Annotated in this window: 23 protein-coding genes; 15 read left to right on the top strand and 8 right to left on the bottom strand. The window is 63.7% G+C overall.

The genetic code is table 11. The features are described from left to right. Positions 1-2: 2 nt before the first annotated feature. From ABX74_RS28710 to ABX74_RS28720, 3 genes are read right to left on the bottom strand one after another with little or no spacing between them, the layout of a single operon-like run. Entirely contained in the window at positions 3-1,151 is a 1,149-nt protein-coding gene (locus ABX74_RS28710) for a M20 family metallopeptidase (protein ID WP_003940741.1), read from the bottom strand. Continuing rightward, a complete protein-coding gene (locus ABX74_RS28715; protein WP_047890266.1) occupies positions 1,148-2,308 on the bottom strand; it encodes a M20 family metallopeptidase in 1,161 nt (386 codons plus the stop codon). The genes ABX74_RS28710 and ABX74_RS28715 overlap by 4 nt, the downstream gene beginning before the upstream one ends. Before the next feature lie 12 nt (positions 2,309-2,320). After that, positions 2,321-3,019: an enoyl-CoA hydratase-related protein gene (locus ABX74_RS28720; protein ID WP_003940710.1), complete on the bottom strand. Its 699-nt coding sequence runs from the start codon at positions 3,017-3,019 to the stop codon at positions 2,321-2,323. A gap of 67 nt (positions 3,020-3,086) precedes the next feature. On the opposite strand from ABX74_RS28720, the gene ABX74_RS28725 reads away from it, so the two are divergent. Beyond that, positions 3,087-3,884: a purine-nucleoside phosphorylase gene (locus tag ABX74_RS28725; protein ID WP_020907041.1), complete on the top strand. Its 798-nt coding sequence runs from the start codon at positions 3,087-3,089 to the stop codon at positions 3,882-3,884. Next, entirely contained in the window at positions 3,881-5,473 is a 1,593-nt protein-coding gene (locus ABX74_RS28730; protein WP_047890267.1) for a phospho-sugar mutase, read from the top strand. The genes ABX74_RS28725 and ABX74_RS28730 overlap by 4 nt, the downstream gene beginning before the upstream one ends. Here ABX74_RS28730 and upp read toward each other — a convergent pair. Continuing rightward, positions 5,470-6,093 (bottom strand): uracil phosphoribosyltransferase, encoded by a 624-nt coding sequence (upp, locus tag ABX74_RS28735; protein WP_007727319.1) that lies wholly within the window; start codon positions 6,091-6,093, stop codon positions 5,470-5,472. The genes ABX74_RS28730 and upp overlap by 4 nt on opposite strands. 81 nt (positions 6,094-6,174) lie before the next feature. On the opposite strand from upp, the gene ABX74_RS28740 reads away from it, so the two are divergent. The 5 genes from ABX74_RS28740 to ABX74_RS28760 are packed head-to-tail and all read left to right on the top strand — an operon-like array spanning position 6,175 to position 9,392. Next, positions 6,175-6,489 (top strand): type VII secretion target, encoded by a 315-nt coding sequence (locus ABX74_RS28740; protein WP_047890268.1) that lies wholly within the window; start codon positions 6,175-6,177, stop codon positions 6,487-6,489. Beyond that, positions 6,486-7,460 carry a C40 family peptidase gene (locus ABX74_RS28745; RefSeq protein WP_047890269.1) on the top strand — a complete coding sequence of 325 codons (975 nt, stop codon included), beginning with the start codon at positions 6,486-6,488 and terminating at the stop codon, positions 7,458-7,460. The genes ABX74_RS28740 and ABX74_RS28745 overlap by 4 nt, the downstream gene beginning before the upstream one ends. An 8-nt stretch (positions 7,461-7,468) precedes the next feature. Then, entirely contained in the window at positions 7,469-7,810 is a 342-nt protein-coding gene (locus tag ABX74_RS28750; protein ID WP_024487457.1) for a hypothetical protein, read from the top strand. Further along, a complete protein-coding gene (locus tag ABX74_RS28755; RefSeq protein WP_021332523.1) occupies positions 7,807-8,106 on the top strand; it encodes a YbaB/EbfC family nucleoid-associated protein in 300 nt (99 codons plus the stop codon). Before ABX74_RS28750 ends, ABX74_RS28755 begins: the two co-directional genes overlap by 4 nt. A gap of 47 nt (positions 8,107-8,153) precedes the next feature. Beyond that, positions 8,154-9,392 (top strand): hypothetical protein, encoded by a 1,239-nt coding sequence (locus ABX74_RS28760; protein WP_020969158.1) that lies wholly within the window; start codon positions 8,154-8,156, stop codon positions 9,390-9,392. Positions 9,393-9,407: 15 nt separating this feature from the next. On the opposite strand, the gene ABX74_RS28765 is transcribed toward ABX74_RS28760, so the two are convergent. From ABX74_RS28765 to ABX74_RS28775, 3 genes are read right to left on the bottom strand one after another with little or no spacing between them, the layout of a single operon-like run. After that, on the bottom strand, positions 9,408-10,493 hold the full coding sequence (locus ABX74_RS28765) for an adenosine deaminase (RefSeq protein ID WP_042951360.1): 1,086 nt from the start codon (positions 10,491-10,493) through the stop codon (positions 9,408-9,410). 9 nt (positions 10,494-10,502) lie between these two features. Beyond that, the gene (locus ABX74_RS28770) at positions 10,503-11,798 is read right to left on the bottom strand and encodes a thymidine phosphorylase (RefSeq protein WP_021332521.1); all 1,296 of its coding nucleotides are present in this window, start codon (positions 11,796-11,798) and stop codon (positions 10,503-10,505) included. Continuing rightward, positions 11,791-12,195 (bottom strand): cytidine deaminase, encoded by a 405-nt coding sequence (locus ABX74_RS28775; protein ID WP_019747693.1) that lies wholly within the window; start codon positions 12,193-12,195, stop codon positions 11,791-11,793. Before ABX74_RS28775 ends, ABX74_RS28770 begins: the two co-directional genes overlap by 8 nt. Positions 12,196-12,448: 253 nt before the next feature. Between ABX74_RS28775 and sdhC the strand changes: the two genes are divergently transcribed. From sdhC to ABX74_RS28795, 4 genes are read left to right on the top strand one after another with little or no spacing between them, the layout of a single operon-like run. Next, positions 12,449-12,853 carry a succinate dehydrogenase, cytochrome b556 subunit gene (gene sdhC / locus ABX74_RS28780; RefSeq protein WP_020969155.1) on the top strand — a complete coding sequence of 135 codons (405 nt, stop codon included), beginning with the start codon at positions 12,449-12,451 and terminating at the stop codon, positions 12,851-12,853. A 1-nt stretch (position 12,854) separates the two neighbouring features. Beyond that, entirely contained in the window at positions 12,855-13,310 is a 456-nt protein-coding gene (locus ABX74_RS28785) for a succinate dehydrogenase hydrophobic membrane anchor subunit (protein ID WP_003940699.1), read from the top strand. A 15-nt stretch (positions 13,311-13,325) separates the two neighbouring features. Next, positions 13,326-15,077 carry a succinate dehydrogenase flavoprotein subunit gene (gene sdhA / locus ABX74_RS28790; RefSeq protein ID WP_019747692.1) on the top strand — a complete coding sequence of 584 codons (1,752 nt, stop codon included), beginning with the start codon at positions 13,326-13,328 and terminating at the stop codon, positions 15,075-15,077. After that, the gene (locus tag ABX74_RS28795) at positions 15,077-15,844 is read left to right on the top strand and encodes a succinate dehydrogenase iron-sulfur subunit (protein ID WP_003940925.1); all 768 of its coding nucleotides are present in this window, start codon (positions 15,077-15,079) and stop codon (positions 15,842-15,844) included. Before sdhA ends, ABX74_RS28795 begins: the two co-directional genes overlap by 1 nt. A 58-nt stretch (positions 15,845-15,902) precedes the next feature. Here ABX74_RS28795 and ABX74_RS28800 read toward each other — a convergent pair whose 3' ends face one another. Next, positions 15,903-16,925: a LacI family DNA-binding transcriptional regulator gene (locus ABX74_RS28800; RefSeq protein ID WP_047890270.1), complete on the bottom strand. Its 1,023-nt coding sequence runs from the start codon at positions 16,923-16,925 to the stop codon at positions 15,903-15,905. A 75-nt stretch (positions 16,926-17,000) separates the two neighbouring features. Between ABX74_RS28800 and ABX74_RS28805 the strand changes: the two genes are divergently transcribed. Genes ABX74_RS28805 through ABX74_RS28820 form a run of 4 tightly spaced genes read left to right on the top strand, consistent with a single transcriptional unit; the run spans position 17,001 to position 20,693 of the window. Further along, positions 17,001-17,792, top strand: coding sequence for an SDR family oxidoreductase (locus ABX74_RS28805; protein WP_047890271.1), 792 nt, complete (start codon positions 17,001-17,003; stop codon positions 17,790-17,792). Next, positions 17,792-18,832 carry a Gfo/Idh/MocA family oxidoreductase gene (locus ABX74_RS28810; protein ID WP_047890272.1) on the top strand — a complete coding sequence of 347 codons (1,041 nt, stop codon included), beginning with the start codon at positions 17,792-17,794 and terminating at the stop codon, positions 18,830-18,832. The genes ABX74_RS28805 and ABX74_RS28810 overlap by 1 nt, the downstream gene beginning before the upstream one ends. Next, positions 18,829-19,695, top strand: a complete 867-nt coding sequence (locus ABX74_RS28815; protein WP_029254998.1) for a TIM barrel protein — start codon at positions 18,829-18,831, stop codon at positions 19,693-19,695. The genes ABX74_RS28810 and ABX74_RS28815 overlap by 4 nt, the downstream gene beginning before the upstream one ends. Next, positions 19,692-20,693 (top strand): Gfo/Idh/MocA family protein, encoded by a 1,002-nt coding sequence (locus ABX74_RS28820; RefSeq protein WP_082148579.1) that lies wholly within the window; start codon positions 19,692-19,694, stop codon positions 20,691-20,693. The genes ABX74_RS28815 and ABX74_RS28820 overlap by 4 nt, the downstream gene beginning before the upstream one ends. Positions 20,694-20,716: the final 23 nt, after the last annotated feature.

A 20,716-nucleotide genomic window follows, 5' to 3' on the forward strand; every position in this document is an offset into this window, starting at 1 on the left:
AACTATCCCAGAACCAGGCTCGTCAGAACCTTCACACCGACGCCGAGTGCACGCTCGTCGAGATCGAAAGTGGGTTGGTGGATGTCGAGCTGATCGCCTTCACCCGACCACACGCCGAGCCGCGCCATGGCACCCGGCACGGTTTCGAGGTACCACGAAAAGTCTTCGCCACCACCGGATTGCGGGGTGTCCGCCAAAGCATCTTGTCCGACGGTCGCGATGGCGTCCTCGAACATCCGAGTGGACACCTCGTCGTTGACCACCGGTGGCACTCCGCGACGATAGTTGAGTTGGTAGCGAACTCCGGTGGGCGCGAGCAGTCCGTGGACGATTTCTTCCACGAGCGGTTCGAGCAACTCCCACGTGTCGTGATCGCCGGTACGTACCGTGCCCGTCATCATGCCGGTCTGCGGAATCGCGTTGGGCGCCTGACCTGCACTGACCGCACCCCACACCATCACGGTGCCGGTACGCGGATCGATACGACGGCTGAGCATTCCCGGCAGCCCGGTCACGACTGTGCCGAGTGCGTAGATGAGGTCCGTGGTCAGGTGCGGCCTCGACGTGTGCCCACCCGGAGAGTCGAGAACGACCTCGATCGTGTCTGCAGCAGAGGTGATCGCGCCCAGACGCATTCCGACCTGGCCTGCCTCGAGTCGCGGATCGCAGTGCAGAGCAAAGATTCTGGACACGCCGTCGAGCGCGCCGGCAGCGATGACGTCGAGTGCACCACCAGGCATGACTTCCTCGGCGGGCTGGAAGATCAGCCGAACCCCGACGGGAAGTTCGGGCAGGGTGGCCAGAGCCAATCCGGCGCCGAGCAGGATGGTGGTGTGGGCGTCGTGCCCGCATGCATGAGACACACCGGGGACCGTGGACGAGTACGTCGCCCCGGTCGCCTCCTGCATCGGCAAAGCGTCCATGTCGGCGCGAAGTGCGATTCGCGGCCCCTCAGGTCCGATGTCGCACGTGAGCCCGGTGCCACCGGGAAGGATCTTCGGCGACAGCCCAGCGGCGGTGAGGCGGGTCGCGACGAATTCGGTTGTCGCGTATTCGCGGCGAGCCAACTCCGGGTTGGCATGGATGTGTCGACGCCACGCGACTAGGTCGTCGGTGTGCGCGTGAATCCACGTGTCGATTGCCGCGTTCACCGGCGATCTACCCCTTCCAACAGACGGGCGCGTTGTTCTGGATCGGACGCTACCCGGAGAGCAGTGCGGGCCAACGCAATTGCACCGTCGACTACCGCTCGATCTGCGGAGGCGGTGATACACGCGGCCGCGAACTCCGGCTGATGTGTCACTGCCCCCGATGAATCCAAGCCTATGACCGGGTGAATTCCCGGAATCACATTGGTCACATTACCCATATCCGTACTACCCAGTGGACGGGAGCGCTCCCATTCCGCTGCCAGTGGCACCCGCCCGAGGTCGACGATCTGTTCACGGTACGCCGCCGCCAGCCACGGATCGGGGGTCAACTCGGTGTAAGTGGGCGATACCGTGCGGATTTCGTGGGTGCATCCGGTGCCGAGTGCGCCCGAGGCGAAGCAGGCGTCGGCACGCTCGGACAGATTGGCCAACGACGCGGCCGTCTCGGCACGCAGGTAGTACAGCAGTTCGGACCGAGCCGGAACGATGTTGGGAGCCGTGCCGCCATCACTGACGATTCCGTGAATCTGTTGCCCTGGCTGGAGGTGCTGGCGCAACAGTCCGACCGCCACCTGCGCGAGCGTCGCTGCATCAGCGGCATTGCGACCGAATTCCGGCGCAGCAGAGGCGTGCGCTTCGCGACCGTGATAGCTGACGGCGATGTCCGCCAGGGCCAGCGAGGTGGCACCGATGATGTCGATCGGTCCTGGATGAACCATCATGGCCGCGCCGACGCCGTCGAATGCACCACGCTCGAGCATCAGAACTTTGCCGCCACCGGTTTCCTCCGCGGGAGTACCGATCACTCGGACTGTGATCCCCAGTTCGTCGGCCACGGTAGCCAACGCGATGCCGGCCCCGACCGCGGCGGCGGCAATGATGTTGTGCCCACAGGCATGACCGATCTCGGGCAGCGCGTCGTACTCGGCGCAGATCGCGATGACCAACTCTCCGCTGCCGTAGGTGGCATCGAATGCCGTCGGCAGATCGACGATCCCGTGAGTGACCGCGAAACCGTGCTGCGCCAGCAGGTCCGACACTTTGGCAGCGCTGCGGAACTCCTCGAAGGCAAGTTCCGGATCGCTGTGAATCGAATGCGACAGCGCAATCAGATCGGCCTCTACGGACCTGACTGCGCTGTCGACATTCTGGTTCACGCGATCATTGTCTCACCCGAAGGAGAAGTTGCTCTTGTCAGTCACCTGAGCGAGGTCCGCAAGCGCATCGCGGTGGATGCCTGCCTTGATTCCCGCCAAGTTCTTGCCGTGAGTCGACGTCAGTGCCGATGCCTTGGCCACTGCTGCGGCGAGTACTCCGTCGCCGTCGACCGTTTCCTGCACGATGCCGGCAGCAAGCGCGTCGGCGCCGCCGAATCGACGCCCCGTCGTCATCGCGTCGACTGCCGTCTGCTTGGGCAGACGACTGTTCAACAGTGCTGACATGCCGACAGTGAACGGCATGTTCAGTCCGACCTCGGGGAGGCAGTAGAAGCCGCGGTCCGCGCGCATGATCTGGAAATCGTGTGAGGACGCGAGCATGGCGCCGGCGCCGAACGCGTGCCCCTGCACGGCCGCGACTGTGGCCATCGGGAAGGTCAACAAACGGCTGTAGATGGTGTGGACCTTGTCCAGGTAGCCGGGCAGACCGTCGAGATTGCCGAAGATCCACGTCGTGTCCAGGCCGTTCGTGTAGAACTTGCCCGTCGCGGTGGTCACCAGGGCTGCGGGCCCCTCGTGCGCTTCGACCTCGTCCAACTTGCTGTGAACAGCGTCGATCCACTCAGGGCCGAAGCGGTTCTCGTTGTCCGTTTCGCCCTCGTTGCCGAGGTACAGGATGAATACGTCGCCGTCGCGTTCGAGATAAGGCATGGATGGGAGAGTAACGCCCGCCAACTCACCCGGCGAACCGACCCGACTCCTCAGTAGGGTTGCTCACATGGGAACGATCGCCGAGGCCGCCGCCGCTGCTCTGTCCGCCATGACTGGCTCTTCGTCACCGTCAGTCGCCATCGTGCTCGGGTCGGGGTGGACCGATGCCGCAGACGTGTTCGGCGACGCCGGTGCGGACGTGACAGCCGAAGTCTCGATGGCGGATCTTCCTGGCTTCGCCCCACCGTCCGCGCTCGGTCACGCGGGCACCATTCGTTCGGTGCGCGTCGGAAACACCGAAGTCCTGCTGCTGCTCGGGCGCGCGCACGCATACGAGGGCCACGATCTCGGTACCGTCGTCCACCCGGTCCGGACAGCCATTGCTGCCGGCGCCGACACGGTCATCCTCACCAATGCGGCCGGCGGTATTCGCGAAAACTACACAGTCGGTCAACCGGTGCTGATCAGTGACCACCTGAACCTGACGGCCCGCTCTCCCCTCGTCGGCGCAGAGTTCGTCGACCTGGTCGACGCCTACTCGCCGGAACTGCGCGCGCTGGCTCGCTCGATCGACCCGGACCTTGCCGAGGGTGTTTACGCCGGGCTTCCCGGTCCGCACTACGAGACTCCGGCCGAAATTCGAATGCTTCGTACACTCGGCGCCGATCTGGTCGGCATGTCGACGGTTCACGAGACCATCGCGGCCCGCGCGCTCGGCGCCCGCGTTCTCGGCATCTCCATGGTCACCAATCTGGCCGCCGGAATCACGGGCGCCCCGCTCGACCATCAGGAAGTGCTGGCGGCAGGCAAAGCCTCGGCGGCCCGGATGGGAGTGCTGCTGCGTCAACTGGTCGAGCAGCTGTGACACCACTGAACGTCACCGAGTGGATCGACGCCGATCCGGACCCAGTTACCCGCGCAGAATTAGCAGCCCTTTCCGAACATGAACTGACCGAACGCTTTTCCGCACCACTGACGTTCGGCACTGCTGGGCTTCGCGGGCCGGTGCGCGGCGGGCCCAACGGCATGAACCTCGCGGTCGTCATCCGGACCACGGCCGGTCTGGCGGCCTGGCTGACAGCTCGCTGCCAGGGCGGGTCCCGCGTTGTGGTCGGCCGCGACGCCCGGCTCGGTTCAGAGGCATTTGCTCTCGCCGCCGCCGAGGTCATGGCAGCGGCCGGGTTCGAGGTGACCCTGCTCCCCCGCCCACTGCCGACACCGCTGGTGGCGTTCGCGGTGCGCAGGCTCGGGGCAGCGGCAGGTATCCAGATCACCGCCTCCCACAATCCTGCCGCCGACAACGGTTACAAGGTGTATCTCTCGGGCGGAGCGCAACTCGTCTCCCCCGCCGATCGTGAAATCGAGAGCGAGATCGCCCGCATCGGTGGTGCCGCCGACGTCGCCCGGGCATCGGTGATTCCGGCCGACGATTCTCTGGTCGAGGAGTACATCGCCCGCATCGCGACCCTCCCGCACGGCGACGCCCGCTCGATCCGGATTGCGCTCACGGCAATGCACGGCGTCGGCGGCGAGACTGCGACCGCGGCTCTGCGAGCAGCAGGGTTCGACGATCTGCACGTCGTGGCGGAGCAGTTCGATCCCGACCCCACGTTTCCGACCGTCGAGTTCCCCAATCCCGAAGAGCCTGGCGCCGCAGACCGCCTGCTCGCCCTTGCCCGAAGTGTCGACGCGGATCTGGCGATCGCACTCGACCCGGATGCCGACCGCTGCGCCGTCGGAGTTCGCGACGGTGATCAGTGGCGCATGTTGCGCGGCGACGAAACCGGGGTGCTCCTGGCCGACCACGTACTGCACACGGCGCCCGAAGATTCGTTGGTGGCGACGACGATCGTCTCCTCGACTCTGCTCTCGAAGTTGGCGAAAGCTCGCGGAGCCAGGTTTGCGCAGACACTCACCGGATTCAAGTGGCTCACGCGCGCCGGCGACGGACTCGTCTACGCCTACGAGGAAGCGATCGGGCACTGCGTCGATCCGGATGTGGTGCGGGACAAGGACGGAATCTCAGCTGCCGTTCTTGTGGCCGACCTGGCTGCCACCCTCGCGGGCAGCAACAGAACCCTGTTGGACGTTCTAGGCGACTATGCCGTCGAATTCGGACTGCATCGCGGGGACCAAGTATCCCGCCGCGTCGAGGATTTGAGCGACATCGCCGAAATGATGAAACGACTACGCGCCGATCCTCCTGGCCAACTCGCGGGTGAGCCGGTCACGACCGAGGACTTGTCCCTGGTTCGCGGCGGTATGCGCACCGACGCAGTTATATTCGACGGGCCGTCGATCCGCGTGGTTGTCCGGCCGTCCGGAACCGAGCCCAAGCTCAAGTGTTATCTCGAAGTTGTCGTCCCGGTGGCGAACCGCGACGACCTCGCGAACGCACTGGAGCAGGCGAAGGCCCGGCTGGCCGAACTCCGAACCTTCGCCCTTTCGCTCTAGCGGGGTCCGAACTGCCGATCGCCGGCGTCACCGAGACCGGGGACGATGAAAGCGTTCTCGTCGAGTCCGTCATCGATGCTCGCGATGACCAGACGAACCGGGTGGCCGGACGCTGCCAGCGCGTCGACGCCGGCCGGAGCGGCCACGACGCACACTGCCGTGACATCCGTCGCGCCACGCGCAACCAGCAAGTCGATGGTGTGCACCATCGAGCCACCGGTGGCGAGCATCGGATCGAGCACGAACACCGGGATCCCGGACAGATCCGCCGGCAGGGATTCGAGGTACGGAACCGGCTGATGAGTCTCTTCGTCTCGGGCCATTCCGACAAAGCCGACGCCGGCCGACGGAATCAGCGCACTCGCCTGTTCGACCATGCCCAGACCGGCCCGCAGCACTGGTACCAACAACGGCGGCTTCGCGAGCCGGATGCCCGTCGTCGCTGCTACCGGGGTGTCGACCGGAAACTCCTCGACCTCCGCGTCACGCATGGCCTCGTAGACCAGCATGTGCGTGAGCCTGCGAAGTGCGGAACGAAAAGTTGCGTTCTCACTGCGTGCATCACGCATTGTCGTCAAGAGGGCCGCCGCGAGCGGATGGTCGACTACGTGCGTTTGCATGACCATCAGAATAGTTCCTCGGGAACCGGAGCACCCCGCGCGGCGTCCAAGAAGGAGTAAGCGCAACGGGGGGAAGACAAGTTGACAAATCTGGATCTGGACACTGAAAGCATCGCGGAGTTCGCCACGCGGTTGGGCACTGTTGCCGACAACGTCGCGCAAGCTCGACAGGACGCGGCGGGTGACGATCACTTGGCTCTGTCCGCTGTGCTGGGGCTGATCGGCGGCGACTTCGTCGATGTCGCGAGCCGAGCACAGCAAGCGCACATCGACGACATCGATCGACTGTCCGCTGTGATCTCCAGCGTCCAGTCAGTCACCCGCGACGCTCACGCCGTCTATCTCGACTCCGAGGAATCGGTACGAACGACTCTCGCTGAAGCCGCACGCTCATGATCGACGTCGACGCACTCGCACGACCGATCATCGATCTGGTCGACATTGTCGGGACTGGCGTCCCCAGCGCAAGTGGACCCGACGTCGGCATCCGAATCGCTACGGACGCCCTCGAGATCGCATACCAATTGGGAAGCGCTGCTCTGAGCGAACTGGCGTCCTCTCAGAGCTCGTCCACGGCACTCACCGCTGCGGTGACCAAAACCGAGCAGACGCAGACGTCGACGCGAAACCTCGCCGATCGTGGGACCGACATCGCCGGCGTCGTGGACGAAGCAACAACGTCCGTGTACGCGGGAATGACCGAACTCGGTGAGATTCTCCAGTCGTTTCTGACACTCGCGATCAAGGCCGGGCCGACGCTCATGACACCGACGGGCCAATTGATGTTGTTGTCGGCCGCGTTGGAGCACCTCGGACGCGCGGTATCGGTTATCGAGCGGGTACGCGGTGAGCTGGCGGGGTCGACCGAAAAGATGTCCGCACTCGTCCCGTCCGTCCCGATACCCGATCCCGCACCTGGAGTCTCCGAGTCGGCGGGCGGTTCCGGTTCCGTCGGTGGTTCTGGTTCCGTCGGTGGAGTAGAGGTCGAACTTCCCGACGGCTCGATTGCCACCGCACCGAACGCCGAGGCCGCTGCTGCCGTACGCAACGCGCTTACTCAACAGGGTGTCCCGTACGCCTGGGGAGGCACGACACCCGGAGTCGGTCTGGACTGCAGTGGTCTGACGCAATGGGCGTACGGCCAGGCCGGAGTCGATATTCCGAGGTTGGCTCAGGAACAGGGAATCGGGAACCAGGTCGATCAGAACAATCTGATGCCGGGCGACCTCGCGGTCTGGGACGGCCACGTCGCGATGGTGATCGGCAGCGGCCAGATGATCGAAGCCGGCGACCCAGTCGAAATCAGCGCCACCCGAACCACGAACAGCGGCATGGGCTTTCACGGTTTCTACCGTCCGACAGAATGACAGGAAACATGAACGAGAACATGCGGGAATCACCGCCGATCATCACAGCCGTCGCCGTCAACCGCGCCGAAACCATCGCGGTCCGCGCCACGGAACACGCCATTCCCGTGGACCTGCGGATCAGCCAGGAGGAACTGCGGTACGGCGGGGAACGGTTGGCGCAACAGATACTCACGCTGTGCTCGAAAGCAGCAATCGAGGCCGGCGCCCGCCATCGTGTGGAGCTCGAAGAGACCGGAGTCCCGGCAGCGATCCTCGATCGGCTCGGTCTCGCGACCCGAGACGAACTGGCCGATGTCGACGCCGCCGAGGGCCAGAACCTTCCGTCGAGCTGGATGCGTTCGATATGAGCGAGATTGATCGAATCATGGAGCTGGCGAAACACCGGACCGGACTCTTGCAGGACGCCGTCGACGGGGTCGGCGCTCTGCGGGCGGTCGTCTCGAGCGAGGGTGGGATAGTCACGGCGACTGTCGACGGGCTGGGCGCTCTGGTCGACCTACGGATTACCGACGCAATCACCACGATGAATTCTCGCACTGTGGCCGCATTGACTGTCGCAACAATTCACCAGGCAGTTCGACAGTCCAACGACGAACGAGAGCGACTGGTCAGTGAGCTCCGAGTGGCACTGAAACAAACGTGACGAACCCCCGCTATGCCTTTCGCTCTGCGGTGGATAGGCTTCCGCCCATGGCTGGAGACATCGTCCCTATCGAAATCGGACTCACCGACGGAGACCTCGTCACTTTGTGGGCACCCCGCTGGCGCGAGGGCGACGACGAGTGGGAAGCGTTCCTCGGCCATGAGGAAGACCTGTACGGGTTCTCCTCCGTCGCAGAACTCGCGGCCTTCATCCGAACGGACTCCGACAACGACCTGGTCGAGCATCCGGCGTGGGCCGTCGTCTCCGGACTGTCGGCAGCCGAGCTCGAACCGGAGGAGAACTTCACGTTCGACTTCGTCGGCGTGCCGGAGCTGGCCGCAGGTGACCCTGAGGCACTGGCGGTCTCGGAACTCGAAGACACCTTGAACATGGCTCGCAACATCGGCGAGGTGTGCGAACTGGACGCGGTCATCCGCTTCTTCAGCGGCCATCCGGTTCTCGGCGCGCTTGCGACCGGCGCCGGCACCTTCGAAGGTCGCGAAGGCCTGGAGCTGTGGGACCAGGTCGGCGCTGCGATCGTCAAGGACTGGGACGCCGTTCTCGACGCCATCGACAAGGTGGTCACCTCCCCGAAGGTCGATGCAGCTGCCGTCGCGGTCGCCGAAGCTGAACTGCTCGCTGCCGCCGAGAACACCGTCGACGCCGACGATGTCGCTGAGGAGGGCGAGGACGAGGAATTCGACGAAGACGACCTCGACGAGGAGGAAGACGAAGTCGAGACCTTCTGGGGCGAGGTCGGTGTCGACCCGATCCGCATCATCACCTCAGCCGAGACGTTCTACACTCTGCGCTGCTACATGGGCGATCAGGCGATCTTCCTCGGCAAGGACGGACTGATCACCGTTTTCCGTAGCGAGCGCGCACTCGCTCGCTACCTCGCCGACAACCACGAACACGATCTCTCGCAGGTCAGCACGTACGGCGAAATTCAGAATGCTGCCGTCGACGGTTCACTCGAAATCGAGGTCACGGACGAGAACGTCTACGTTCTGCCCGGCATCGCCGACGACCTCGCCCAGGGCCCGGACGTCGTCGACGCCGAGCAACTGGAACTTGCCGTCGAATTGTTCACCGATGCAGCGGATTTCGCCGACGACGACTCCACCGAGGAGGCTCTGTCCGCGTCGAACGAGCTGGGTTGGTACGTCTCGTACCTCCTCAACCCCGATCCGTCGCGGATGGCTCCGAGTGCGCCGTTCACCAAGGAATCCGAGGCCTGGCGCGAACTCGAGCGTGAGTTCGAGGCCCGGCTGCGATCTGAGTAGTCGGGTGCACGTCAGCTAGCCGATGAGCACGGCGTAACCCGGCTTGATGACGTCGTCGATCAACGCGAGGCGCTCGTCGAACGGGATGAAGGCCGACTTCATCGCGTTGATGGTGAAGCGTTCCAGATCGGTCCAGCCGTAACCGAAGGTCTCGACCAACGCGGCCATTTCCCGGCTCATGCTGGTGTCGCTCATCAGCCGGTTGTCAGTGTTGACGGTCACGCGGAAGCGCAAGTCCGCCAACAGTCCGAACGGATGGTCCGCCAGGGCGGCTACCGCTCCGGTCTGCACGTTCGAACTCGGGCACAGTTCCAGGGGAATGCGCATGTCACGGACGTAGTTCGCGAGTCGACCCAGTTCTGCCCCACCTTGGCCACCTACGTCGATGTCGTCCACGATCCGCACGCCGTGGCCCAACCGATCCGCTCCACAGAAGGCGATGGCTTCGTGGATCGACGGCAACCCGAACGCCTCACCCGCGTGAATCGTGAAGTGGGCGTTCGCATCACGCATGTATTCGAAAGCGTCGAGGTGCCGGCTCGGCGGGTTACCGGCCTCGGCACCGGCGATGTCGAAACCGACGACGCCGCGGTCCCGGAATCGCACAGCGAGTTCGGCAATCTCTCGTGACCGGGCGGCATGCCTCATCGCCGTGAGAAGACACCCGATTCGGATCTCCCGTCCCGCGACCCTGGCAGCGGATTCGCCGGCCCGGAAACCTTCGAGAACGTGCTCGACGACCTCGTCCAAACTCAGGCCTTGTTCCAGGTGCTGCTCGGGCGCAAAACGGATTTCGGCATAGACGACGTTGTCGTCGGCCAGATCCTCGGCGCACTCGCGCGCGACCCGCGCGAGCCCTTCGGGAGTCTGCATCACGGCGACTGTGTGCGCGAATGTTTCAAGGTAGAGCTCGAGCGATCCGCTGTCAGCGGCAGTTCGGAACCATTGCGCCAGTTCGGATGCCGTAGTCGCCGGCAGCTCGTCGTAGCCACACTGCTCGGCCAGTTCGAGGACAGTCTCGGGTCGGAGTCCTCCGTCGAGATGATCGTGGAGAAGAACTTTGGGTGCGCTGCGGATCGTGGTCAACTCCGGTGCGTTCATTCGCCAACGCTAACGCGAATCACCCACAATTCGCTCGATGAGCAACGGTCGCGAAACGGTGTCGGAATCGGCCCCGATCGACCAGCCTCCGCCGAGGCTCCGCCGCGCAGCATCAAATCTCTCGGGAGTGTCGGTGTGCAGTGTCATCAGCTTCTGTCCGGCGCGGACCACGTCGCCGGGCTTCGCGTGCATCTCGATGCCGGCACCGGCCTGAACGGCTTCGCCCTGTCGTTCGCGTCCGGCTCCGAGCTTCCAGGCCGCGATGCCCACCGCCATGGCGTCGAGTCGGGTCAGTACGCCGTCTCGGTCCGCGGTGACGACGTCGCTGTGCCGGGCCACCGGCAGCGTCGCGTGTGGGTCCCCACCTTGTGCGGCGATCATCGCGCGCCACCGGTCCATGGCCGTGCCGTCGGCCAGTTTGTCTGCGGGGTCGATACCGTCGATCCCAGCCGCGGACAGCATCTCCCGAGCCAGGACCAGGGTCAGCTCGACGACGTCGGACGGCCCGCCGCCTGCCAGCACCTCGACGGATTCACGCACCTCGAGAGCGTTGCCAGCCGTCAATCCCAGCGGGGTGTCCATCCCGGTGATGAGAGCACTTGTACGCACGCCGGCGTCGTTGCCCAACTCGACCATCGTGCGTGCCAACTCTCGCGCGTCGCCGAGGTCCTTCATGAACGCTCCGGAACCGACTTTGACGTCGAGCACCAGGGCGCCGGTTCCCTCGGCAATCTTCTTGCTCATGATCGAACTTGCGATCAGCGGAATGGATTCCACCGTTCCGGTCACGTCGCGCAGCGCGTAGAGCTTCTTGTCGGCGGGGGCCAGGTTCGCTCCGGCAGCGCAGATCACCGCGCCGATTTTCGGGTCCGCGAGAATGTCGACCATCTCCGTCGCCGTGAGCTCGGCTCGCCAACCTGGAATGGCCTCGAGCTTGTCGAGAGTTCCGCCGGTGTGGCCGAGTCCGCGTCCCGACAACTGCGGGACTGCAAGACCACATGCCGCGACGAGGGGCGCGAGCGGAAGGGTGATCTTGTCCCCAACACCACCGGTCGAATGCTTGTCGACAGTGGGCAGCGGCAAGTCCGAAAAGTCCATCCTCCCGCCGGATTCGATCATTGCCTCGGTCCATCGGCCGGTCTCTGCTCGTGACATTCCTCGGAAATAGATCGCCATCGCGAGCGCCGACATCTGCTCGTCGCCGACGACCCCCTCAGTGAACGCCTGAACTATCCAGTCGATCTCGGTTCCCGACAACTCGCGGCCGTCACGCTTGGCGCCGATGATGGAAACTGCGTCAAACATGGCGGAGCCCCTCTGCTTGTTCCGGCCCGAAAGCATCAGGCAACAGCTCGCTCAGCGGCTTGAACCCACTGCTCGTGTCGACAAGCATCTCACCCCCGCCGTGCTCGAGAAGAAGCTGTCTGCACCTGCCGCATGGCATCAGAATCGAGCCCTTCGCGTCGCAGCACGTGAAGGCAACCAGCCGCCCGCCCCCGGTGGCGGCTAAGTTACCGACGAGTCCACATTCGGCACACAGGCTCAAACCGTATGAGACATTTTCCACATTGCATCCTGAGACGATCCGACCATCGTCTACCAGGGCAGCTGCACCCACTGCATAGCCCGAGTACGGTGCATAAGCCTGCCGCATGACCACTTGCGCGTTGTGCCGCAACAACTTCCAGTCGATGTCACCCATGGTTCGTTATCCAATCACGCCGACTGAATGGATGCAGAAACCACGCCGAAACCGGCTAGGTGAGATTGGAAAGGCAAACCTTACAAAGAGTTTGGTACGCGTACGAATCCCGCATCTGATTAGTTCCCGGTTTCACATAGGTTTAGAGTCTGAGTCAAGTCGGTTCAGGATCCCGTCGAGCCCGGGCTGAGGTACATCGAAGCTCTCTGCAGGCTCGACGCGTCCACCAATGACGTTGGAGGCACAGCACTCGATGAGTACTACGACTGAAGCCGCTCCTCAGAAGGAGCGCACGAGGTCGCTTTACCGGGGCGACCCCGGAATGTGGTCCTGGGTTCTACACCGGATCACAGGCGTCGCTACTTTCTTCTTCCTATTCGTACACGTTCTCGATACGGCACTCGTTCGGGTCAATCCCGATACGTACGACGCCGTAATCGACACGTACAAGAACCCCCTCGTCGGCCTCATGGAGATCGGCCTCGTCGGCGTAGTCCTCTACCACGCCCTCAACGGCGTGCGCGTGATGTTGGTGGACTTCTGGTCGAAGGGCCCGAAGTACCAGCGCGTCATGCTCTGGACCATTCTGACGATCTGGTTCCTGGTGATGATCCCAGGCGCCGGACGCATCCTCATCAACATGTTTGCGGAGCACTGACATGGCGACTACTCACGGACCCGAAGCCAAGAGCCTGGGCACCTCATACGACCGTCCCGCAAGCCTGGACAACCCGCGGTCCCCGCGCGCGAAGGCTCGGAACAACTTCGAGTTGTACGCATGGCTGTTCATGCGCTTCTCCGGCGTCGCCCTGATCGTTCTGGTCCTGGGCCACATGTTCATCATGCTGATGCTCGACGGTGGCGTTCACCGTCTGAACTTCGCATTCGTCGCAGGTCGCTGGTCCAGCCCGTTCTGGCAGTTCTGGGATCTGACGATGTTGTGGCTGGCACAGCTGCACGGCGGTAACGGCCTGCGCACGGTCATCGCGGACTACTCCCGCAAGGACTCCACGCGCTTCTGGCTGACCACGATCCTCGTTCTCTCGATGATCCTGATCATGGGCCTGGGCACGTACGTCATCTTCACCTTCGACCCCAATATCTCGGCGAGCTAGGGGAGCACAGACTTCATGCAGGAACATCGTTATGACGTGGTCATCGTCGGCGCCGGCGGCGCAGGCATGCGTGCGGCAATCGAAGCTGGCCCCCGTGCCCGCACGGCCGTACTGACCAAGCTCTACCCCACCCGCAGCCACACCGGCGCGGCCCAGGGCGGCATGTGTGCCGCACTGGCGAACGTGGAGGAAGACAACTGGGAGTGGCACACCTTCGACACCGTCAAGGGCGGCGACTACCTCGCCGACCAGGACGCCGTCGAGATCATGGCCAAAGAGGCCATCGACGCGGTGCTCGACCTCGAGAAGATGGGTCTGCCGTTCAACCGCACGCCCGAAGGCAAGATCGACCAGCGTCGATTCGGTGGCCACACACGTGACCACGGCAAGGCACCCGTCCGCCGTGCGTGTTACGCAGCCGACCGCACCGGTCACATGATTCTGCAGACGCTGTACCAGAACTGCGTCAAGCACGACGTCGAGTTCTTCAACGAGTTCTACGCGCTCGACATCGCCATCACCGAGACCGAGGACGGCCCGGTTGCCACCGGTGTCATCTGCTACGAGCTCTCGACCGGCGAGCTGCACATCTTCCACGCCAAGTCGATCATCTTCGCGACCGGCGGCTCGGGACGTATGTACAAGACGACGTCCAACGCGCACACCCTCACCGGTGACGGCATGGGCATCATCTTCCGCAAGGGCCTGCCCCTCGAGGACATGGAGTTCCACCAGTTCCACCCGACAGGACTCGCCGGTCTCGGCATCCTGATCTCGGAAGCCGTCCGTGGTGAAGGTGGCATTCTCCGTAATGCCGACGGCGAGCGCTTCATGGAGCGCTACGCCCCCACCATCAAGGACCTCGCTCCGCGTGACATCGTGGCCCGTTCGATGGTCCTCGAGGTTCTGGAAGGCCGCGGCGCCGGCCCGAACAAGGACTACGTCTACATCGACGTGACGCACATCCCCGAGGAAGTTCTCGACGAGAAGCTCCCCGACATCATGGAGTTCTCGCGCACCTACCTCGGCGTGGACCCCGTCAAGGAGCCCGTGCCCGTCTACCCGACGTGCCACTACGTCATGGGCGGTATCCCCACCAAGATCAACGGTGAGGTTCTGCGCAACAACGACGAGGTCGTCAAGGGCCTGTACGCCGCCGGCGAATGTGCCTGCGTTTCCGTGCACGGTGCAAACCGCCTCGGCACCAACTCGCTCCTCGACATCAACGTGTTCGGCCGCCGCGCCGGCATCGCTGCCGCCGAGTACGCGAACTCCACCGAGTTCGTCGACCTGCCGGAAACCCCGGCTGCGATGGTCGAAGACTGGGTCGGCGTCATCCTGTCCGATCACGGCCACGAGCGCGTTGCGGACATCCGCACCGAGCTGCAGCAGTCGATGGACAACAACGCCTCCGTCTTCCGCACCGAAGAGCGCCTCACCCAGGCACTCAAGGATGTGCGTGCTCTCAAGGAGCGCTACAACCACATCACGGTCCAGGACAAGGGCAAGCGCTACAACAGCGACCTGCTCGAGGCCATCGAGCTGGGCTTCCTCCTCGAAATGGCAGAGGTCACCGTCGTCGGCGCCCTCAACCGCAAGGAATCGCGCGGCGGCCACGCTCGTGAGGACTTCCCGGATCGCAACGACGCCGAGTACATGAAGCACACGATGGCGTACAAGGAGGGTGACGGCCTGCTCTCCGACATCCGTCTGGACTACAAGCCGGTGATCCAGACCCGCTACGAGCCGATGGAGCGTAAGTACTGATGTCTGCGCCTGCTGTAGATGCACCCAAACTCCCCGCTGTTCCCGAGGGGGCCGTCATGGTCACTCTCAAGATCGCGCGGATGAATCCCGAATCGGGCGAAGGCCAGCACTGGGACAGTTTCCAGGTCCCGGCACTGCCCACCGACCGTCTGCTCAACCTGCTGCTGTACGTGAAGGGTTACCTCGACGGCACCCTCACGTTCCGTCGCAGCTGCGCACACGGTGTCTGTGGATCGGACGCCATGCGGATCAACGGTGTGAACCGTCTGGCCTGCAAGCTGCTGATGAAGGACATGCTGCCCAAGGACGGCAAGCCGGTCACCATCACGGTCGAGCCCATCAAGGGCCTGCCCGTCGAGAAGGACCTGGTTGTCGACATGGAACCCTTCTTCGACGCATTCCGCGCCGTGAAGCCGTTCCTCATCACCAGTGGCAACGAGCCCACTCGTGAGCGCATCCAGAGCCAGCACGACCGTGCTCGTTTCGACGACACGACGAAGTGCATCCTCTGCGCATGCTGCACCACGTCGTGCCCCGTGTACTGGAGCGACGGCAGCTACTTCGGTCCCGCTGCCATCGTCAACGCACACCGGTTCATCTTCGACAGCCGTGACGAGGCCGCTTCCGAGCGTCTCGACATCCTGAACGACAAGGACGGCGTGTGGCGTTGCCGCACCACGTTCAACTGCACCGACGCATGCCCCCGCGGCATCCAGGTGACAAAGGCTATTCAGGAAGTCAAGCGAGCTCTGCTCTTCGCTCGATAGTCAGGCCTTCGGCCCTGTGCGCGGTTAGGGAGTCTCCGGACTCCTTAACCGCGCACAGCTATGTCGGGGGCATGTTGAGCGGTGTCACGACTTGAACCGGTGACGTCGTAAAGCCGAAGTGAGCGCCCATGGCGCCGTGTTCTTTCATGACCACCTGACAAGCAGTGCGAACATCCGCCCGCAGATCGTGGTGGAGCACCGCTGATATTCGCCTCTCCCCCAGCAACTTTCGATTGTCACCGTCGAGATCGTGAGCGATGAAGACACTGCACTCCCGGTTCAGTTCTTCGAACGCGTCGACCGTGGCCAGGTTGCCACCACCGATCGAATACACGGCACGGATCTGCGGATCGGATTCGAGTGCCGCTCGCACCAGTTTCCTACTCGTCTGATCCAGACCGTCACTGTTCGGAATGTCGATCAACCGTCGATGCGGAGCCGCGACGCGCATAGCGGAGCGAAATCCCATCTCCCGTTCTTCCTCCCCACGGAAGAATCCGCTACTTATGCTGACCAGCACGTTGCCGTCCCGATCCCCCAGCCACTGATCTATCAAGTACGCGGCGGTGGCTCCGGCGGCTCGGTTGTCGATGCCGATGTAGGCGGCTCGCCTGCTACCGGGAACATCGGTCACCAACGTGACGACCGGAATCTTTGCCGCCACCAACCGATCGATCGCCGCCACGACTTCCGGAGTGTCGGGAGCCTTGACGATGACTCCGTGGGATCCGCGTCGGCGAATCTTGTCGAGCGTCGACGTCATCGCTTCGACCGAACCGGTTTCACGAAAGTGGAACCGAGAACGAACAACAGCAGGCGCAAGGGTCGGCAGTTCGGCCTCGAGCGCGTCACGGACTGCGTCGGAAAACCTTGCGGGAGTTTGCAACACGACGTCGACGATGAACGTGCGCCCGACCAGTTTCAGTTGCGAGCGTTGACGTTCCAGGTCCGTGATCGCCTGGCGAACCTCCGATCGTGTGCCCTCCCGAACTCCAGGACGGTCGTTGAGCACCCGGTCGACGGTGGCCTCACTCAGGCCCGACTGCTGAGCGATCTCCCGTACTTTGAATCGATGCGCCACAACTACCTCACGATGATGGATATTTGATGGTTTTTCGCTGTTGCTCGAGGTCTTCGTCACAGACAGACTAAACCCATGACTTCTCCGCCGGGCGTAACCAGGCCCGCACTCCTAGCCGACACCGTCGTACTGGTCAGTGGCGGCTCGCAAGGCGTCGGCGCCGGCGTCGTTCGCGCCGCAGTCCGTGAGGGCGCTCAGGTGGCTTTCACCGGCCGACGCCCGGACGTCGGAAAGGCTCTCGAGGCAGAACTTCCGGGAACCCACTTCATCGAAGCCGATGTGGCGCAGACCGATTCCGCGCTCGCCAGCGTGGCCGAGACGATCTCACACTTCGGCCGCGTGGATGCCCTCGTCAATTCTGCCGGACTCACCTCGCGCGGCACGCTGCTCGACACCACCGAGGAACTCTTCGACCAGCACATCGCGGTGAACCTCCGCGGTCCGTTCTTCACGATGCAGGCAGCCGTCAAGGACATGCGCGAGCGTGCGGTCCCCGGGTCCATCGTCAACATCATCTCCACGTCCGAACTCGGCGGGCAACCGTATCTCGCGCCGTACGTGGCAGCGAAGGCCGGGCTGGCGGGGCTGACCCGCAACGCCGCCCATGCGCATCGCTGGGATCGTATCCGGATCAACGGTCTCGACATCGGGTGGACACAGACCGAGGGAGAAGACCTCACGCAGAGAGCTTTTCACGACGCTGGTGACGATTGGCAGGAACGTGCGGGCAGCACCCTCCCCATGGGCAAGCTCGGACAGGTCGACGAAATCGCCGACTTCGTCGTCTTCCTGCTCTCCGATCGCAGCGGAGTCGTGACAGGTTCGATCATCGACTGGGACCAGAACGTCTTCGGAGGGCTGGACTGATGGGCGCTCGTATCGGAGTCATCGGCCTCGGACGAATCGGCAGCTACCACGCCCGAAACCTGCTGACGACGGACGGCGTCGACGCACTGGTTGTCACCGACGTCGACGCACGTCGAACCTCGGACGTGGCAAGCGAACTCGACGTGGAGTCCGCTGCCGATCCCGACGCGCTTCTAGCGTCAGGCATCGACGGTGTTCTGATCGCCGCGTCGTCGAGTTCGCACGCCGACCTGATCGAAGCCGCTGTCCGACGAGACATCCCGACGTTCTGCGAAAAGCCGGTAGCCGACTCCATCGAATCCTCGGTTCGTGTACTCGCGACTGCCGAGCAGACGTCGGTACCAGTCCAGATCGGATTTCAGCGCCGATTCGACCCGTCATTTGTGGCGGCGTACGACGCAGTTCGATCTGGAGAACTCGGTTGGATCCACACTCTCCGATCGACCACCCTCGACCCCGCTCCCCCGCCGATCTCGTACATCGAACACTCCGGCGGCATCTTCCGCGACTGCTCGATCCACGATTTCGACATCGTCAGGTGGGTCAGCGGCCGCGAAGTCACCACGGTTTTTGCCACCGGCTCGAATCAGGGTGATCGCGGGATCGCCGATGCCGGTGACGTCGACACCGCCGCAACGGTTCTCACTTTCGAAGGCGGAACCATCGCGGTCGTGTCAAATACCCGCTACAACGGCCGCGGCTACGACTCCCGACTCGAGGTACTCGGCTCGGCGGACTCCGTCGTTGCCGGGCTGGACGACCGCTTGCCACTCCGCTCGCTCGACCCCGGAACATCGTTCCCCTCGCAGGAGCCGTACACGTTCTTCATGGACCGCTTCACGTCCGCCTACCGTGCGGAACTCGAAGCATTCCTCGGCGTTGTCGCCGGGCGTCGGGAATCACCGTGTACGCCCACAGATGCGGTCGAGTCGGCCTGGATCTCCGAAGCTGCAACGCACTCTCTGCGCGAGGGTCGGCCCGTCACGATCACCGAAGTCAAAGATCTGTTCCTTCACGACAAGAATGAGGCACACACATGAGCACTCCTCGCATCGCCGGCGCACCGATCTCCTGGGGCGTGTGCGAAGTCCCGGGCTGGGGCTACCAACTCGACCCTGCGCAAGTCCTCCGGGAAATGCGCGAAGTCGGTCTGGCGGCAACGGAAATCGGACCGGAGGGCTTTCTGCCGACAGCACCTGCCGAGATGGCCAAGGTGCTCGCGGATCACGACCTGAGCGCAGTCGGCGGGTTTGCACCAGTACTGCTGCACGATGACGATCATGATCCGGTGCCCGGCATCTCCCCCATCCTCGACGGTTTTGTCGCCTCAGGTGCCGAGGTTTTGGTTCTGGCCGCCGCGACGGGTTCCGACGGCTACGATTCACGCCCAGAACTGGACGAGCAGAGTTGGAAAACCCTGCTACACAATCTCGATCGCCTCACCGACGCCGCGGCCGAGCGTGGAATCAGGGCAGTTGTCCACCCTCACGTCGGAACGATGATCGAGCAGCGCGACGAGGTCCTGCGAGTGCTCGACGGCTCGGCCATCCCACTGTGCCTGGACACCGGCCACCTGTTGATCGGCGGCACCGATCCGGTCGACCTGGCGCGTCAAGCTCCCGAGCGCATCACCCACGTGCATCTCAAGGACGTCGACGATGCCCTCGCATCACGCGTTCGCAGTGGTGAGCTCACCTACACCGACGGCGTGAAGGCGGGAATGTACCGTCCGCTCGGTGGCGGCGACGTCGACATCGCCGGTGTCACAGCCATATTGCAGCGCCACGGTTTCGACGGATGGTACGTGCTCGAGCAGGACACCATTCTGACCGAGGCTCCGTCCGACGAGGGACCGGTGCGTGATGTGCGAGCGAGCGTCGAGTATCTGCGGTCGGTTCTGTGACACCTACCCCGCTGCGGATAGGCATTCTGGGAGCCTCACGCATCGCCGAGAACGCGATGATCAAACCTGCAACGGCCACCGGGCACCGTCTGGTGGCCGTTGCCGCACGCAGCCCCGAGCGGGCCAGAGCCTATGCGGCCCAGCATGGGGTCGAACGGGTGGTCGGTTCGTACGCCGAGCTGATCTCGGATCCGGAGGTGGACGTCGTCTACAACGCGCTGCCCAACAGCCTGCACGGACCGTGGAATCTCGCCGCCGTTCAGGCCGGCAAGCACGTGCTGACGGAGAAACCGTTTTCGAGCAACGCGGTGGAAGCGCGTGCTGTAGCCGAAGCAGCACGCGTGAGCGGAGTGACGCTTCTCGAGGGGTTCCACTACCTCTTTCATCCGGTGAACCGGCGCCTGCTGGATGTGGTTCGGAGCGGCACAGTCGGCGCGGTCACTCGGGTGGAAACCGTACTGCGGATGCCCAAACCATCCGAGAACGACCCGCGGTGGGAGCTCGCCTTGGCAGGCGGGTCACTGATGGACCTGGGCTGCTACGGGTTACATGCTTCCCGGATGCTGAGTGACGTCTGTGGTGGTGCGCCGGTGGTGACCGAGACCCGCCACGAGGAATACGCTCCGGGGGTCGATTCGTGGTTCGACATCGAACTCGAGTATCCCGGCGGAGCGCGGGCATCCGTTGTGACAACGATGTTGGACGAGCAGTACCACTTCACCTTCCGGGTCTTCGGAACCAACGGAGACGTCCTGGTGCACAACTTCCTCCAGCCGGACGTCGACGACCGTGTCTCCGTCACTGTCGATGGGCGCACGAGTATCGAGCATCTGGGCACGAAGTCGTCGTACACCTGGCAACTCGAAGCGTTCGCCGATCATCTGTCCGGGGTCTCGGCGCTGCCGATCGGACCGGGCGACGCGATAGCCAACATGACGATGATCGACGAGGCGTACATGCATTCCGGCCTCGGGGTTCGGCAGACGACCATCCTCTGACGAAACGACTACAGCCTCGGTTC

Source organism: Rhodococcus sp. ARP2 (genome assembly GCF_001029585.1).
GTDB classification, from domain to species: Bacteria; Actinomycetota; Actinomycetes; order Mycobacteriales; family Mycobacteriaceae; genus Rhodococcus_F; species Rhodococcus_F erythropolis.

What these genes read in the sequence shown, in the direction of transcription:
- ABX74_RS28750 (WP_024487457.1), top strand. Translation starts at nt 7,469, where the DNA reads ATGAACGAGAACATGCGGGAATCACCGCCGATCATCACAGCCGTCGCC.
- ABX74_RS28805 (WP_047890271.1), top strand. Translation starts at nt 17,001, where the DNA reads ATGACTTCTCCGCCGGGCGTAACCAGGCCCGCACTCCTAGCCGACACC.
- ABX74_RS28765 (WP_042951360.1), bottom strand. Translation starts at nt 10,493, where the DNA reads ATGAACGCACCGGAGTTGACCACGATCCGCAGCGCACCCAAAGTTCTT.
- ABX74_RS28785 (WP_003940699.1), top strand. Translation starts at nt 12,855, where the DNA reads ATGGCGACTACTCACGGACCCGAAGCCAAGAGCCTGGGCACCTCATAC.
- ABX74_RS28795 (WP_003940925.1), top strand. Translation starts at nt 15,077, where the DNA reads ATGTCTGCGCCTGCTGTAGATGCACCCAAACTCCCCGCTGTTCCCGAG.
- upp (WP_007727319.1), bottom strand. Translation starts at nt 6,093, where the DNA reads ATGCAAACGCACGTAGTCGACCATCCGCTCGCGGCGGCCCTCTTGACG.
- ABX74_RS28755 (WP_021332523.1), top strand. Translation starts at nt 7,807, where the DNA reads ATGAGCGAGATTGATCGAATCATGGAGCTGGCGAAACACCGGACCGGA.
- ABX74_RS28720 (WP_003940710.1), bottom strand. Translation starts at nt 3,019, where the DNA reads ATGCCTTATCTCGAACGCGACGGCGACGTATTCATCCTGTACCTCGGC.
- ABX74_RS28815 (WP_029254998.1), top strand. Translation starts at nt 18,829, where the DNA reads ATGAGCACTCCTCGCATCGCCGGCGCACCGATCTCCTGGGGCGTGTGC.
- ABX74_RS28725 (WP_020907041.1), top strand. Translation starts at nt 3,087, where the DNA reads ATGGGAACGATCGCCGAGGCCGCCGCCGCTGCTCTGTCCGCCATGACT.
- ABX74_RS28770 (WP_021332521.1), bottom strand. Translation starts at nt 11,798, where the DNA reads ATGTTTGACGCAGTTTCCATCATCGGCGCCAAGCGTGACGGCCGCGAG.
- sdhA (WP_019747692.1), top strand. Translation starts at nt 13,326, where the DNA reads ATGCAGGAACATCGTTATGACGTGGTCATCGTCGGCGCCGGCGGCGCA.
- ABX74_RS28810 (WP_047890272.1), top strand. Translation starts at nt 17,792, where the DNA reads ATGGGCGCTCGTATCGGAGTCATCGGCCTCGGACGAATCGGCAGCTAC.
- ABX74_RS28775 (WP_019747693.1), bottom strand. Translation starts at nt 12,195, where the DNA reads ATGGGTGACATCGACTGGAAGTTGTTGCGGCACAACGCGCAAGTGGTC.
- ABX74_RS28745 (WP_047890269.1), top strand. Translation starts at nt 6,486, where the DNA reads ATGATCGACGTCGACGCACTCGCACGACCGATCATCGATCTGGTCGAC.
- ABX74_RS28760 (WP_020969158.1), top strand. Translation starts at nt 8,154, where the DNA reads ATGGCTGGAGACATCGTCCCTATCGAAATCGGACTCACCGACGGAGAC.
- sdhC (WP_020969155.1), top strand. Translation starts at nt 12,449, where the DNA reads ATGAGTACTACGACTGAAGCCGCTCCTCAGAAGGAGCGCACGAGGTCG.